General features: G+C 53.9%; 12 protein-coding genes. 8 read left to right on the plus strand and 4 right to left on the minus strand.

What is annotated here, in order from left to right; all coding sequences use genetic code 11:
• Positions 1 to 16 precede the first annotated feature (16 nt).
• The 3 genes from DA718_RS05705 to queF form a co-directional block, all read right to left on the minus strand.
• Positions 17 to 1,306, minus strand: coding sequence for an HAAAP family serine/threonine permease (locus DA718_RS05705; RefSeq protein ID WP_112213894.1), 1,290 nt, complete (start codon positions 1,304 to 1,306; stop codon positions 17 to 19).
• Between the two features lie 769 nt (positions 1,307 to 2,075).
• Positions 2,076 to 3,443, minus strand: a complete 1,368-nt coding sequence (gene ppnN / locus DA718_RS05710) for a nucleotide 5'-monophosphate nucleosidase PpnN (protein ID WP_110275885.1) — start codon at positions 3,441 to 3,443, stop codon at positions 2,076 to 2,078.
• 111 nt (positions 3,444 to 3,554) lie between these two features.
• Positions 3,555 to 4,400 carry an NADPH-dependent 7-cyano-7-deazaguanine reductase QueF gene (gene queF, locus DA718_RS05715; RefSeq protein ID WP_112213893.1) on the minus strand — a complete coding sequence of 282 codons (846 nt, stop codon included), beginning with the start codon at positions 4,398 to 4,400 and terminating at the stop codon, positions 3,555 to 3,557.
• A gap of 69 nt (positions 4,401 to 4,469) precedes the next feature.
• On the opposite strand from queF, the gene syd reads away from it, so the two are divergent.
• From syd to DA718_RS05765, 8 genes are all read left to right on the plus strand, one after another.
• Entirely contained in the window at positions 4,470 to 5,015 is a 546-nt protein-coding gene (syd, locus tag DA718_RS05720; RefSeq protein ID WP_112213892.1) for a SecY-interacting protein, read from the plus strand.
• A 632-nt stretch (positions 5,016 to 5,647) separates the two neighbouring features.
• On the plus strand, positions 5,648 to 5,977 hold the full coding sequence (locus tag DA718_RS05730) for a YqcC family protein (protein WP_112213891.1): 330 nt from the start codon (positions 5,648 to 5,650) through the stop codon (positions 5,975 to 5,977).
• Entirely contained in the window at positions 5,977 to 6,771 is a 795-nt protein-coding gene (gene truC, locus DA718_RS05735) for a tRNA pseudouridine(65) synthase TruC (RefSeq protein ID WP_112213890.1), read from the plus strand. Before DA718_RS05730 ends, truC begins: the two co-directional genes overlap by 1 nt.
• A 2-nt stretch (positions 6,772 to 6,773) precedes the next feature.
• Positions 6,774 to 7,217, plus strand: a complete 444-nt coding sequence (locus tag DA718_RS05740; protein WP_112213889.1) for a flavodoxin — start codon at positions 6,774 to 6,776, stop codon at positions 7,215 to 7,217.
• Positions 7,218 to 7,701: 484 nt separating this feature from the next.
• Positions 7,702 to 9,060 carry a galactarate/glucarate/glycerate transporter GudP gene (gene gudP, locus DA718_RS05750; RefSeq protein ID WP_112213888.1) on the plus strand — a complete coding sequence of 453 codons (1,359 nt, stop codon included), beginning with the start codon at positions 7,702 to 7,704 and terminating at the stop codon, positions 9,058 to 9,060.
• The gene (locus DA718_RS05755) at positions 9,057 to 10,397 is read left to right on the plus strand and encodes an enolase C-terminal domain-like protein (RefSeq protein WP_112213887.1); all 1,341 of its coding nucleotides are present in this window, start codon (positions 9,057 to 9,059) and stop codon (positions 10,395 to 10,397) included. Before gudP ends, DA718_RS05755 begins: the two co-directional genes overlap by 4 nt.
• Before the next feature lie 21 nt (positions 10,398 to 10,418).
• Positions 10,419 to 11,759 carry a glucarate dehydratase gene (gene gudD / locus DA718_RS05760; RefSeq protein ID WP_112213886.1) on the plus strand — a complete coding sequence of 447 codons (1,341 nt, stop codon included), beginning with the start codon at positions 10,419 to 10,421 and terminating at the stop codon, positions 11,757 to 11,759.
• Positions 11,760 to 11,829: 70 nt separating this feature from the next.
• Positions 11,830 to 12,969: a glycerate kinase gene (locus DA718_RS05765; RefSeq protein WP_112213885.1), complete on the plus strand. Its 1,140-nt coding sequence runs from the start codon at positions 11,830 to 11,832 to the stop codon at positions 12,967 to 12,969.
• 41 nt (positions 12,970 to 13,010) lie between these two features.
• Here the strand turns inward: DA718_RS05765 and barA are convergent, their stop codons facing one another.
• Positions 13,011 to 15,764, minus strand: coding sequence for a two-component sensor histidine kinase BarA (gene barA, locus DA718_RS05770; protein WP_112213884.1), 2,754 nt, complete (start codon positions 15,762 to 15,764; stop codon positions 13,011 to 13,013).
• Positions 15,765 to 15,864: the final 100 nt, after the last annotated feature.

Raw genomic sequence — 15,864 nt, forward strand, 5'->3', positions numbered from 1 at the left:
GCGGCGCGGGGGGATATTAGCTAAACAGGGAGTAGAAAATCGCGGAGATAGCAATCAGGCCCATCAGCACCACGAAGACGTTGCTGACGTGGCCGCTGTATTTGCGCATTGCCGGGACTTTCTGAATGGCGTACATCGGCATCAGGAACAGAATCATCGCAATAATCGGGCCGCCAAGGGTTTCGATCATCCCGAGGATGCTTGGGTTCAGCGTCGCCACAATCCAGGTGGTGACCAGCATGAACAGCGCCGTGATTTTGTTCAGTTTATTGATTTCGATGGACTTGCCTTTACCGCGCAGGGATTTAATCACCATGCCGTTAAAGCCTTCACGAGCGCCCAGATAGTGGCCGAGGAAGGATTTGGTGATAGCAATCATCGCAATGATTGGCGCCATCCAGGCGATAATCGGCGCGTTAAAGTGGTTCGCCAGGTAAGAAAGAATGGAGATGTTCTGATCTTTTGCCGCCGCCAGGTCAGCCGGAGAGAGGCTCAGTACGCAGCTGAAGACGAAGAACATGACGGTCAGCACCATCATGATGTGCGCGCGCGCCAGAATGCTTGAACATTTTTTCTCTGCGCCCTGGCCGTACTCTTCGCGTTTTGCCACGGCGAAGGAGGAGATGATCGGCGAGTGGTTAAAGGAGAACACCATCACCGGAATCGCCAGCCACAGAGTCATCCACAGGCCGTTGCCAGTAGCGGCTGCACTACTCAAGGACAGGGTTTCCAGCGCCGCGCCGTTCCACTGCGGGATCAGGTACAGAGCCAGAATCATCAGCGCGACCACGAACGGGAATACCAGCACGCTCATCGCTTTGACGATCATCTGCTCGCCGAAGCGCACGATAGTCATCATGCCGACAATCAGAATCAGGGAAAGAATGGCGCGCGGCGGCGGCGTCATGTGCAGCTGGTGCAGCATAAAGCTCTCGACGGTATTGGTGATCGCCACGCTGTACACCAGCAGAATCGGGTAGATAGCGAAGAAGTAGAGCAGGGTAATCAGCTTGCCTGCGCCGACGCCGAAATGTTCTTCGACCACTTCGGTGATGTCTTCACCCGGATTTTTACCGGACAGCACAAAACGGGTCATACCGCGGTGGGCGAAGAAAGTCATCGGAAAGGCCAGAATCGCCATGATGATCAGCGGGATCAAACCGCCGACGCCCGCGTTGATCGGCAGGAAAAGTACGCCCGCGCCGATAGCCGTGCCGTACAGGCCCAGCATCCACATGGTGTCCGTTTTACGCCAACCGCTACGGGTAGCATCCGAAACGATGGTGCTGGTTTGAGTGGTTTCCATCTGTATCTCCTGGAGGAAGCAACAAAATCTAATGAAGAAAAACGAATGAATAATATGAAATTTTTTTGTTTACGGTTTTTTAGGCATTTTCTCCGTAACAATTGGTGCGGGAAGATACATTTATACGGTGAATTCATCAGTGATCGCGATCGCAAATGCAATAATCCACTTTTAATGTGCGTATTTTTAGTTCAACAGCCTGTTTGTAGTTGTCAGATAGATATTTGTGGCGCGGAGGCTATCATTTTCAGCATATGAGATAATAGTGGGCTTGCGTAATAACGAGGTTTTTACTGTGGAAACACGATATTCTCGACGTTTTTTCGCTAAAAAGTATTTTTTATAGTGATATTTATTGCTTTTTTTGGAAACGCAAACGATTGGCTATGCAAAAATGTTTTAAAAGATTCATAAAGAAATAGAATTTATTGGAAAGCATGTGGACTGATTAATGGACAAGGCGCTGGGCTTTTGTGCATACCGGTTTGTGAGGAAGGGTAGCCCGGATACCTTCGGGAAACTCAGCCCCTCTGCGCTCTGCTCCCGGGGGCGGCGCGATACGCCTGCCCGGGCTACAGGTGCATCACCGTCTGCTGTCCGGTAGCCCGGACAAGATGCGCAGCATCGCCTCCAGGAAATGCGCCGGATCTGAGGCATCACCGCGTCTTCCTCCCGGCTAAGCGCAGCGCGAGCCGGGCTACGGGGTTGTGCGGTTTGTGCGGAAAAGTAGCCCGGACAAGGCGTTAGCCGCTGTCCGGGAGAAAAGCACTCAGGAGCAGATTTCGTAGCAGGGGATGTAGGCGGTACCGCCAGGCAGTTTCATACGATGCTGAGCAACAAAGCCCTGCAGCAGGTCATCCATGCGGCGCATCATTGCCTGATCGCCATGAATTTTATACGGACCGAACTTCTCGATAGCCTGGATGCCCACTTCTTTTACGTTACCGGCGACGATACCGGAGAAGGCACGACGGAGATCGGCGGCTAGCACCTCCACCGGCTGATCCGGATAGAGCTTGAGATTGGCCATATTCTCATGCGTCGGTTCGAACGGCATTTGCAGATCCGGGGCGATGCGGATAGACCAGTTGAAGCTATAGGCATCACCGGTTTCGCGGCGATTCTCTTTCACCATCGGCATCGCTTTTTTCATCTGCCGCGCCACTTCTGCGGCGTCATCAATGATAATGCGATAGTGACGACGGGCAGATTCACCCAGCGTGTGCACGATAAACTCATCCAGCACGCGGAAATAATCGGCGCTCTCTTTTGGTCCAGTAAGGATCAACGGCAGCACCTGCGACTTGTTCGATGGATGCATCAAAATGCCGAGCAGATAGAGCAGCTCTTCCGCCGTCCCCACGCCGCCTGGGAAGATGATGATGCCGTGGGCGATACGCACGAAGGCTTCCAGACGTTTTTCGATATCCGGCATGATGATTAATTCGTTCACCAGCGGGTTCGGCGGCTCGGCGGCGATAATAGACGGCTCAGTCATGCCGATAAAGCGGCTGTCTCTGTATCGCTGCTGCGCATGGCCGACGGCGGCGCCTTTCATTGGCGCTTCCATCGCGCCCGGACCGCAGCCGGTGCAGATGTTCAACTCGCGCAGACCCAGCTGTGTGCCGACGCGGCGAGCGTACAGATACTCATTTTCGTTAATCGAGTGGCCGCCCCAGCAGACAATCATATTTGGCGCTTCGCCGACGTGCAGGGCACGGGCGTTACGCAGAATAGAAAAGACCAGGTTGGTGATATGCACCGAGCTTTCCAGATCAAGATTCGGGAAGCGCACGGTGTTGTGGATCTGGCCGTAGACGAACAGGATATCGCGTAGTACGGCAAACAGGTTGGCCTGCAGGGAACGAATAATACGCCCGTCAACGAAAGCGTCTTCCGGCGGGTTGATCAGTTCCAGCTTCACGCCGCGTTCGCGACGCAGCACGTTAATATCGAAGTTTTCAAAACGAGACAGGAGCTCCTTGCTGTTATCGGTCAGGCTCCCCGAGTTGAGCACAGCAAGCGAGCAGTTGCGAAAGAGTTGATACAGGTCACTGCTGGCGGTGCGTTTAAGCATATCCACTTCCAGCTGCGACAGCATATCCATTGAACCAAGCGGGCTAACATGTGTAATCAAGTGAACTCCTTACAGGACGATTATCGTCTTCCTGTGATTACAATAGCCCTGCTGACGGCGTTTTCACAACCTTGCGCACGCGTTAACGCACGCAAATTGTGAAAATGTTTACTATTGACGGGCGAGGCGAGCGATGGCCGGGACAAATTCGCTATTGCTGCGCCACGGGTTGATATCCAGACCACCACGTCGCGTATAGCGAGCATAAACGGAAAGGGATTCCGGCTGGCAGAAACGCTGAATATCGTTGAAGATGCGCTCAACGCACTGCTCGTGGAACTCGTTGTGGTGGCGGAATGACACCAGGTAGCGCAGAAGCTTTTCGCGATCGATTTTCGCCCCGCGGTACTGAATTTGCACCGAGCCCCAATCCGGCTGGTGAGTAATCAGGCAGTTGGATTTCAGCAGATGGCTAACCAGCGTCTCTTCGACTACTTTGCCGGAAGCCGCGCCCTGTAGATAGTCGGCGTTAAACTGGTAGTTGTCGATTTCAATATCCTGACTGTCGATGCAGGTGCCGTGCAGATGCGCCACCGGCTGGCCTTCGAGTTCATCGAGGCGATACAGTGACACCTTCACTTCGCCCTGTGCGCAGGCGCTAAGATCGCGCGCCAGCGTCGCCTGTACTTCCTGCCAGTCGGCGAAGCGGGTCTGGTTAAAGCTGTTGAGATAAAGTTTAAAACTCTTTGATTCCACCAGATTCACGGTGGTGTCGTTCAGCTCAACGTGGCCCACGGCGACCTGCGGTAGACCTTTGGCGTTCAGCCAGGAGAGTTCATACAGCGTCCAGATATCAGCACCGTGAAACGGCAGGTTATCGGCGTGCAGATCCAGCGGATCGCGGTTCAGGCTGCGCGGGACGCCCTGAAGCAGGCTGGCGTCGTAGGTATCGCGGTAATCAGTTGATTTACCGAGCGTCAGGCCAGCCAGCGCCTGATGATTATCGTAAGAAGACATGTTTCACCATAGTTAAAGCGGTTACACTATATGCCAAGTGTATCCTGTCTAACGTGAAGAGAGAAACCGGTGGACCATCAAACCGCAGAAGCGCTGCAAGCATTTACTCAACGTTATTGCGATGCGTGGCAGCAGCAATACTCCAGCCTGCCGCGCAGCGAGGATCTTTACGGCATCCCGTCGCCGTGCATTAGCGCGACGGATGATGACGGCGTTTTCTGGCAGCCGCAGCCGTTTTCTTTAGAGCCCAACATTAGTGCAGTTGAACGAGCGCTGGATATTGTGGTACAACAGCCGCTTCATGCTTATTATACCACTCAGTTTGCGGGTGATATGACGGCGCGCTTTGCCGATGAGGCCATGACGCTGCTGCAAACCTGGAGCCCGGATGACTTCCAGCGGGTGCAGGAGAATTTAATTGGTCATCTGCTGGTACAAAAGCGTTTAAAGCTGTCGCCAACATTGTTTATCGCCACGCTGGACAGCGAACTGGATGTGATTTCGGTCTGTAATATGAGCGGTGAAGTGATCAAAGAAACGCTCGGAACCCGTAAACGGACCACCCTTTCTCCCTCGCTTGCGAGTTTCCTTAATTCCCTTAAGGCTGGTCTGTAATCCAAACTACCCAAAACTTTGTGAGAGATCTCTTACAAGACCTGTAAGAGATCGTCATCATTTAAGCCGATCCGTTACCACCCTTGTTTTGATAAAATCAATATTATTCAAGTGATTATAGATTTTTCGATTCTTGCTAACAGCGATAAGTCTTAAGATATTGTCTCAAGAAGGGTTGTAAGACGAGGCGGAATCAGGGATTCTATACGCATCGACAGGGAGTCGAGAGATGAAGTGAACATCAGGATGATGACACTTCTACAGGACCCGCCGGGATGGCGTAGCAAGGACAGGCTTCAGGATGAAGCACAGGATAACGCAGGATAGCGTAAAGGGACACCTCCAGGAGGGAGAACGAGAGCCGGTCGGGATGTTCGGTGGATCAGGAAGATCAGGATAGACTTACGGATGAGTGATTTCACATCGGGGTGGTGTGAAAGCAGGATGCAACAGTTTACGGATGAACATGGTCAGGAGACCTCAGGAAAAGTTTTCAAGGACGAGCAGGGAGCACCAATGTAGCTGGATTGCTGCAAAACGAACCGGGAGCACTGTTTATACAGTGCTCCCTTTTTTTATTTCTCTTCTGAATTTGCTATTCTGCGCCGGTTTACAACTCACTGAGGTTCCCCATGACTCTTCACCATCGCGTGCGTGAGCGCCTGCATGCTATTGAAGCGCTGCTGCGCGAAACGGAACACTGGCAGGAAAATGCGCCAGAGAGCCGTGCGTTCGCCAGCGAGCAACCGTTCTGCCTCGACACCATGGAGCCGCTGGAGTGGCTGCAGTGGGTATTAATTCCACGTATGCATCAGCTTCTGGAAAGCGAGATGCCTCTGCCGCAGAACTTCGCCGTTGCTCCTTATTATGAGATGGCCCTGGATAATACTCATCCTGTTCGCGAGCAGGTACTGGCGGAACTGGTTCTGCTGGATGCGCAGTTTGCGGGCGGTAAGGTCTGATGCTGGAGATCGTCTATCAGGACCAGTGGCTGGTGGCGGTGAACAAGCCTTCAGGTTGGCTGGTGCATCGTAGCTGGTTGGATCGCGATGAAAAAGTGGTGGTGATGCAAACCGTGCGCGACCAGATTGGTCAGCACGTGTTCACTGCCCATCGCCTCGACCGACCCACCTCCGGCGTGCTGCTGATGGGGTTATCGAGCGAAGCGGGAAGACTGCTGTCGCAGCAGTTCGAGCAGCATCAAATGCAGAAACGCTATCACGCGATAGTTCGCGGCTGGCTGAGTGAAGAAGCGGTGCTTGATTACCCGCTGGTCGAGGAACTGGATAAAATCGCCGACAAATTCGCCCGCGAAAATAAAGATCCGCAGCCAGCGGTGACGCATTATCGTGGCCTTGCGACGGTAGAAATGCCGGTGGCAACCGGGCGCTATCCCACGACTCGCTATAGTCTGGTGGAGCTGGAGCCGAAAACCGGGCGTAAACACCAGTTACGTCGCCACCTCTCCCATCTTCGCCATCCGATTATCGGCGATAGTAAACATGGCGATCTGCGTCAAAATCGCAGCGCGGCGGAGCATTTTGGTTGCGAGCGGCTAATGCTGCACGCCAGCCAGTTATCGTTAACGCATCCCTTTACCGGCGAGCCGCTAGTGATTCGTGCTGGTCTGGACGACGTCTGGATGCGCGCTTTGTCGCAGTTTGGCTGGTGCGGCCTTCTCCCGCTAAATGAAAGGGTTGAGTTTGCCGACGACAGCGGTCAGGATGAGTGTGTTGAGGATAATCCAGGGAGATAGTTATGGCGGAAGTCGGAATTTTTGTCGGCACGATGTATGGAAATTCGCTCCTGGTCGCTGAAGAGGCGCAGGCCATTCTGAGCGGACTGGGGCATCAAGCAAAAGTGTTTGAAGATCCAGAGGTCAAAGACTGGGAATCATATACCGGGAAATACGTGCTGGTTGTGACATCGACCACTGGACAGGGGGATTTACCGGATAATATTGTGCAATTGTACGAAGGCATCAAAGACATGTATCAGCCGCATTTGCGCTATGGAATTATCGCGCTTGGCGATAGCACCTACGCCAACTTTTGCGGCGGCGGTATGAAGTTTGATGCGTTATTACAGGAGCAGGGCGGTAAGCGAATTGGCGATATGCTGATGATTGACGCCAGCGAAGATCCGGAACCTGAAAGTGTCTCTAACCCTTGGGTTGAGCGGTGGGCGGCGCTGCTTGCTTAAAAAGTTTCGCCCTCTCCCTACTTAGAGGGCGTCCCTTTTTACTTATTTTCAATGCCAGTGGCCGGATTAACGGTCAAAAAGATCGTAACAATTCTCCGCCATTCGGGCTTCAGGCATTTGCCTTAAAACCCGTGCCATACCAGGGGCTTTACCGGGCTATTTCACGGGGTCAAGAGAGTTGATTCACACTCCTGTCTTTTGTGCCGCTATTTCCCTTTCAGAACAGCCTTTGCTTTTCATTTCCGTGAACTATCCCCCATCCCGTTAGGCATAAGCCACAAATCAGATTTACTACTGCAATGAAAGCTGTGTATTTGCACGGTGAGCCCGCCAACCCCTCTTTTTATACTTTTCCTGCCAGTTACAAATGCAGTGCCAGATATAACGACAATTATGAAAAAACACTAACACGTCATTCTGAGTACCCTACAGGTTGTGCTGTTCAGAATGAACGTAGCTAACGCTATGATTCAGGAGTGCAACAATGAGTTCATTAAGTCAGGCGGCGAGCGGCGCTGAAAAGCGCACCAATGCTCGCTACTGGATAGTGGTGATGCTGTTTATCGTCACATCCTTCAACTACGGTGACCGCGCCACCTTATCCATTGCTGGTTCGGAGATGGCCAAAGATATTGGCCTCGATGCAGTCGGTATGGGGTACGTTTTCTCTGCGTTCTCATGGGCTTATGTTATCGGCCAGATCCCCGGCGGCTGGTTGCTCGACCGCTTTGGTTCAAAACGCGTCTACTTCTGGTCCATCTTTATTTGGTCCATGTTTACCCTGCTGCAAGGCTTCGTCGATATCTTTAGCGGCTTCGGCATTATCATCGCGCTGTTTACGTTGCGATTCCTTGTCGGTTTAGCTGAAGCACCTTCCTTCCCCGGCAACAGCCGCATTGTCGCGGCGTGGTTCCCGGCGCAGGAAAGGGGCACGGCGGTCGCTATCTTTAACTCTGCGCAGTACTTTGCAACCGTTATCTTCGCGCCAATTATGGGGTGGTTGACCCATGAGGTGGGTTGGTCACACGTGTTTTTCTTTATGGGCGGTCTCGGGATTATTATCAGCTTCGTTTGGTTGAAGGTCATTCATGAACCTAACCAGCATCCAGGCGTAAACCAAAAAGAACTGGAGTACATTGCCGCAGGCGGTGCGTTGATCAATATGGATCAGGCGAATGCCAAAGCGAAAGTGCCGTTTAGCGTCAAATGGGGCCAGATCAAGCAGCTACTGGGTTCACGCATGATGATCGGCGTGTACATCGGCCAGTACTGCATTAACGCCTTAACGTACTTCTTTATCACCTGGTTCCCGGTTTATCTGGTACAGGCGCGCGGTATGTCAATTTTGAAAGCCGGTTTTGTTGCCTCGGTTCCGGCCATCTGCGGCTTTGCGGGCGGCGTGCTGGGCGGCATTATTTCCGACTGGCTGATGCGTCGTACCGGCTCGCTGAATATCGCGCGTAAAACGCCAATCGTCATGGGTATGCTGCTGTCGATGGTGATGGTGTTCTGTAACTACGTCAACGTGGAGTGGATGATCATCGGTTTTATGGCGCTGGCCTTCTTTGGTAAAGGCATTGGTGCGCTGGGCTGGGCAGTCATGGCGGATACCGCACCGAAAGAGATCAGCGGCCTGAGCGGCGGTCTGTTCAATATGTTTGGCAACATCTCCGGTATCGTGACGCCGATTGCGATTGGCTACATCGTTGGTACCACCGGCTCGTTCAACGGCGCGCTGATTTACGTGGGCGTCCATGCGCTGGTTGCGGTGCTGAGCTATCTGGTGTTGGTGGGCGATATTAAACGTATCGAACTGAAACCTGTCGCAGGACAATCATCATGACAACACAATCGAGTCCCGTTATCACGGATATGAAGGTCATCCCGGTGGCCGGGCAGGACAGCATGTTGCTCAACATCGGCGGTGCACATAACGCGTACTTTACCCGCAATATCGTGGTACTTACCGATAACGCCGGGAATACCGGTGTCGGTGAAGCGCCGGGCGGTGAAGTGATTTATCAGACGCTGGTCGATGCTATCCCGATGGTATTAGGTCAGGAAGTCGCCCGCCTGAATAAGGTGGTACAGCAGGTGCATAAAGGTAATCAGGCCGCCGACTTTGATACCTTTGGCAAAGGTGCCTGGACATTTGAACTGCGGGTGAACGCGGTAGCCGCTTTGGAAGCTGCGCTGCTCGACCTGCTGGGCAAAGCGCTCAACGTGCCAGTTTGCGAACTGCTAGGACCGGGCAAGCAGCGCGATGCGGTCACCGTGCTGGGCTATCTGTTCTACGTAGGCGATCGCACGAAGACGGATTTGCCTTATCTGGAGACGACGCCGGGCAACCATGACTGGTATCACCTGCGCCATCAGCAAGCGATGAACAGCGAGGCGGTAGTGCATCTGGCAGAAGCCTCGCAGGATCGCTATGGCTTTAAAGACTTCAAACTCAAGGGCGGCGTGCTGCCCGGCGAGCAGGAAATTGAAACCGCCCGTGCGCTGAAAAAACGCTTCCCGGACGCGCGTATTACGGTTGACCCCAACGGTGCCTGGCTGCTGGATGAAGCTATCGCATTGTGTAAAGGGCTAAACGATGTGCTGACCTACGCCGAAGATCCTTGCGGTGCCGAACAAGGTTTCTCTGGTCGCGAAGTGATGGCGGAGTTCCGCCGTGCGACCGGTTTGCCTGTGGCGACCAACATGATTGCCACTAACTGGCGCGAAATGGGTCATGCGGTGATGCTTAACTCGGTGGATATTCCGCTGGCCGATCCGCACTTCTGGACGCTTTCCGGCGCGGTACGTGTGGCGCAGCTGTGCGATGACTGGGGCCTGACCTGGGGTTGCCACTCGAACAACCACTTTGATATTTCGCTGGCGATGTTTACCCATGTTGGTGCAGCAGCACCCGGCAAGCCGACGGCTATCGATACCCACTGGATCTGGCAGGAGGGCGATTGTCGCCTGACCAAAAGTCCGCTGGAGATTAAGAACGGGAAAATTGCTGTTCCGGATGCGCCCGGGCTGGGCGTGGAGCTGGACTGGGATCAGGTTAACAAGGCTCATGAGGCCTACAAGAGACTGCCCGGTGGCGCACGTAATGACGCGGGTCCGATGCAGTATCTGATCCCTGGATGGACTTTTGACCGTAAACGACCTGTTTTCGGCCGTCACTGATTACGCAAAAAGGATTGAATTATGAGCACTCAATTTACGACTCCAGTTGTTACCGCGATGCAGGTGATCCCCGTTGCGGGCCACGACAGTATGCTGATGAACCTGAGCGGCGCACATGCCCCGTTCTTCACGCGCAATATTGTGATTATCAAAGATAACTCCGGGCACACCGGCGTCGGCGAAATTCCCGGGGGAGAGAAAATCCGCCAGACCCTGGAAGATGCAATTCCGCTGGTGGTGGGTAAAACGCTTGGCGAATATAAAAATGTGCTGAACGCGGTACGTAACCAGTTTGCCGATCGCGATGCTGGTGGACGCGGTTTGCAGACCTTCGATCTGCGTACCACTATTCATGTGGTCACCGGTATTGAAGCCGCAATGCTTGACCTGCTCGGCCAGCATCTTGGCGTAAACGTCGCTTCTCTGTTGGGCGATGGTCAGCAGCGTAGCGAAGTCGAAATGCTCGGTTATCTGTTCTTCGTCGGCAACCGCAAAGCGACGCCGCTACCGTATCAGAGCCAGCCGGATGAGAAATGTGACTGGTATCGCCTGCGTCATGATGAAGCGATGACCCCGGATTCGGTGGTGCGCCTGGCGGAAGCGGCGTATGAGAAATATGGTTTCAACGACTTTAAACTGAAAGGCGGCGTGTTGGCCGGAGAAGAAGAAGCGGAATCAATTGTTGCGCTGGCGAAACGCTTCCCACAGGCGCGTGTGACGCTGGATCCAAACGGCGCGTGGTCGCTCAATGAAGCGATCAAAATTGGTAAGTACCTGAAAGGCTCTCTGGCTTACGCAGAAGATCCATGTGGTGCAGAGCAGGGCTTCTCCGGGCGTGAAGTGATGGCGGAATTCCGTCGGGCTACCGGTCTGCCGACCGCGACCAATATGATCGCCACCGACTGGCGTCAGATGGGGCATACGCTGTCGCTGCAATCCGTCGATATCCCGCTGGCGGACCCGCACTTCTGGACTATGCAGGGCTCAGTTCGCGTGGCGCAGATGTGCCATGAGTTCGGCCTGACCTGGGGCTCGCACTCTAACAACCACTTTGATATTTCGCTGGCGATGTTCACTCATGTCGCGGCTGCGGCACCGGGTAAGATCACCGCCATCGATACCCACTGGATTTGGCAGGAAGGCAATCAGCGCCTGACCAAAGAGCCGTTTGAAATTAAAGGCGGCATGGTGCAGGTACCGGCGAAACCGGGTCTGGGCGTAGAGCTCGATATGGATCAGGTGATGAAAGCCCACGAGCTGTATCAGAAACACGGTCTGGGCGCGCGCGATGACGCCATGGGGATGCAGTATCTGATCCCAAACTGGACGTTTGACAACAAGCGTCCGTGCATGGTGCGCTAAGAAAATGCCGGTTCCTGCGGGGACCGGCATATTCGCGTTACCGGGTAAATGCTCATTTTAAGGACAGCTTATGAAGATAGTGATCGCACCGGATTCATACAAGGAGAGCCTGAGTGCGCTGGATGTTGCAACCGCGATAGAGCAGGGTTTTCGGGAAATTTATCCGGACGCGGAGTATGTCAAACTGCCGGTTGCGGACGGTGGCGAAGGAACCGTCGAAGCGATGGTTGCAGCTACTCAGGGGTATCAGGTTGAGGTCACCGTCACCGGGCCGCTTGGTGAACCTGTTGCGGCTTTTTACGGACTTTCAGGCGACAAGCAGTGCGCTTTTATCGAAATGGCGGCGGCGAGTGGTCTGGAGAGCGTGCCGTCGGCGCGACGTAACCCTCTGCTGACCACGTCATGGGGGACGGGAGAGCTTATTCGCCATGCGCTGGACGCAGGCGTGAAGCAGATTATTATCGGCATCGGCGGCAGCGCCACTAACGATGGCGGAGCCGGAATGGTACAGGCGCTAGGGGCGAAGCTGCTGACCCACGACAACCAGCAGATTGCGCTCGGCGGCGGTGCTCTGGATAGCCTGGCGCGTATTGACATCAGCGAGCTTGATGAACGTCTGGCTGAATGTCGTATTGATGTCGCCTGCGATGTGACTAATCCGCTGACTGGCCCGCAAGGGGCTACGGCGGTATTTGGCCCGCAGAAAGGAGCGACGGCGGAGATGATCGCCCGCCTGGATAAGGCGCTGGCCCATTTTGCCGGGATTATTCATCGCGATTTAGATCTCGACGTGCTGAACCTTGAAGGTGGCGGCGCGGCGGGCGGTATGGGAGCTGGCTTGTACGCCTTTTGCGGCGCGAAGCTGCGACCAGGAATTGAGATTGTCACCGACGCGTTGCATCTTGCCGATATTGTAGCGGATGCGGACCTGGTAATTACAGGCGAAGGGCGTATCGACAGCCAGACGATTCACGGTAAAGTGCCGGTTGGCGTGGCGAGGGTGGCTAAACGTTACAACCTTCCGGTGATTGGTATCGCCGGTAGCCTGACGGCGGACGTTGGTGTGGTGCACGATCACGGTCTGGATGCGGTATTCAGCGTGATTTATTCCATTTGCACGCTTGATGAGGCACTTGAAAATGCCGCCGAAAACGTGCGCATGACGGCGAGAAACGTCGCTGCGGTGCTGAAAATGGGGCAAGTATTATAAGTTTTCCCCGGTCGTGCAGCGGTATGACCGGGGATGACGATTTAAATGCCCATCAGCTTGCATGCTTCGCGTACGACGTTATCCATTTCATCCAGCAATTCAAGAAACTCCGGCTCTAGTTCTTCGGCGACGGTACCTGAGCGTAGCTGAGTCTCGATGGTCTGACACAATTTCTTCAAGCGAGGAACGCCGCTGTAGCCACAGCTGCCGTGGAGTTTATGAATCAAATCCAGCAACCCTTCCGGCTGCTCGCCGACCAGTTGCTCTTCCACTCTATTACGAACTTCCGGCATAAAGGCGATCAGCATCTGCAGCATTTCCTGCGCCAAATCTGGTTTCATCGCCGCCTGGCGTAGCGCCAGCTGCCAGTTCAGGGTGACGTTATGATCGATTGGCAGTTCGACAGCCTCAGTTACCGCGAGCGGTGCAACATTCTTGCCCGGCTGATAGCGCAGCAGCAGGCTGTAGAGCTTGTCTTCTTCAATCGGTTTCGCCAGATAATCATTCATTCCCGCGCTCAGGAGCTTTTCGCGCTGGCCTTCCAGCGCGTGCGCCGTCACGGCAATGACCGGGGTTTGCTGTTGATGAGGGAGCTGGCGAATCAGTTCACAGGCGCGAATACCGTCCATTTCTGGCATCTGAATATCCATCAGAATCAGATCCAGCTGCTTTTCTTTAGCCTCTTCGACGGCATTCTGGCCGCTGTCGCAAAGGATGACGTGCTGAACCAGATCTTCCAGCAGAGCCCCGATGAGCTTCAGGTTTGCTGGGTTATCATCGACCGCCATCACTGTCATCGGCAGTTTTTTACCATCTGAATGCGGTAATAAGATGGTGGGTTGCGTCTGACATGAAGCCGTCAGTGCCGGGAGTAGGCGCGTTGAGGTCAACGGTTTGAGTAAGCAGGCCGCTACGCCATCTTCTTTAAGCGCTTCGGCGCTGACCTGGGCGTGGCACGGCAGCGCCAGCAGCAGGTGATCTGCAAGCTTGCAGGCCCTTGTCAGCTTATCGCGATGCTGCTCCAGCTCGCGTACCGCCACTGGAATACCGGCTAACAGAATATCGTAATGAGCATCAGGCAGGGCGGACATGGTTGGGCTATAGACCACCTCTAACGGCGTTGTTGCCAGCAGTTCCATGGTGCACTGCGCCGCCATGGCGTTAGCTTCAATATAGGCCAGCTTTTTGCCTGTCAGACAGTCGGTTGACACGCTATCGGGGACAGCGTTAGGGTTAAGATCGAGGCTGATATGGAACCAGAACGTTGAGCCGCGATTAGGCTGGCTGTGGAATGAAATATCGCCGCCCATCTCCTTCACCAGGCGCTGGGTGATGACCAGCCCCAGCCCGGTACCGCCATGGCGGCGGGAAATACTGGCGTCAGCCTGGCGGAAAGCCTGGAACAGGCGTGACTGATCGCGCTCTGGAATACCGATACCGGTGTCGTGGATTTGTACTTCAATTTGCACTCTGGAGTTGCTAATTGTGCGCTGTTCCACCAGTACGTCGATATTGCCGTATTCGGTGAATTTAATGGCGTTACCCATCAGGTTGGTCACAATTTGCTGCAGGCGCAGCGGGTCGCCAATCACATTATCCGGAACATCATTTTTGATGTTCAGCGTCAGCTCCAGGCCTTTATCATGCGCTGAATGCGCTAATAATGTGACCACTTCATCCAACGAGTTGCGCAGCAGGAATGGGATACTTTCCAGAATCAGCTTGCCCGCTTCGAGCTTAGAGAAGTCCAGAACATCGTTAATGATTGCCAGCAGATTGTTGGCTGAACGCTCAATAGTCGTCAGGTGATCGCGCTGGGTGGTATTTAAATTGGTTTTCAGCGTCAGGCGCGTAAAGCCGATTACGCCGTTTAGCGGGGTGCGCAGCTCGTGGGACATATTAGCCAAAAACTCGGATTTAATTCGAGCGGCTTCCTGAGCACGCTTTTTCGCCAAATCCAGTTCGACGTTCTGAATCTCCATCTGCTCAAGCGTTTCACGCAGGTCGGACGTGGCCTGATCGACGTTATGCTGCATCTCTTCATGATAGGCCGCCAGCGACATGGCCATCGAGTTAATGCCGTTTTTGAGCATATCCAGTTCGCCGAGCATAAAGCCCTCGACGCGGCTATCAAGCTGGCCGCGGCGAATGCGGTCGACGGTATTCACCATATTGCGAATCGGACCTGTGACATCGCGCATCAGTCGCCAGCCGAAGATCAACGCAATACCGATACAGAACAGCATCATCACGCTGGAGATGAAAATCTCTTTGTACTGCTGCAGCCGTACCGACTTGAGATCCAGCTCAAGGGCCACGTAGCCCAGCATGTTGCCTGGCATTTTAGCATCAGTCCCCGGTGATTCATCTGGTGAATAGCTTTCCGAGACGATCGGGGTGCGCAAAATCATCAAGTCACCATTGCGAATCACGCTTAAGCGCCGAGGGAAAGGAGCCCCCTTGGGAAGCTGAAGTTCGCCGGGATCAAGCTGAAAGTTGGAGGTGACAAACAGCTTGTTATGCGAGTCGTAGATAGAAATTGCGCGCACGATATCGGAATGGCGGCGGTGCAAAACGCTAATCAGCTGCCTGATGGACTCACGGTTTTGCAGATTCATACCATATTCACTGGAAACCGCCAGCGGCTCAATAATACTGGCTCCAGCATCTTCCAGCTGGCGCTGAAGGTCGTTATAGCGGTGTGCGACGAAGAAAATACTGAGCAACAAACCGATCAGAACGGTGGGCGCCAGAATTAGAATCATCATGCGAGCACGAAGGCTGTAGTTGGTCATGTGGTTCCATTATGGGAGAATATATAAATTATCCTTCAGACTGCTTTCATGTCGGCTGCACTTGCTTGCCGCCGACGCATCTCTGAACGATCTCGTTATA

Source organism: Klebsiella huaxiensis (assembly GCF_003261575.2).
GTDB lineage: Bacteria > Pseudomonadota > Gammaproteobacteria > Enterobacterales > Enterobacteriaceae > Klebsiella > Klebsiella huaxiensis.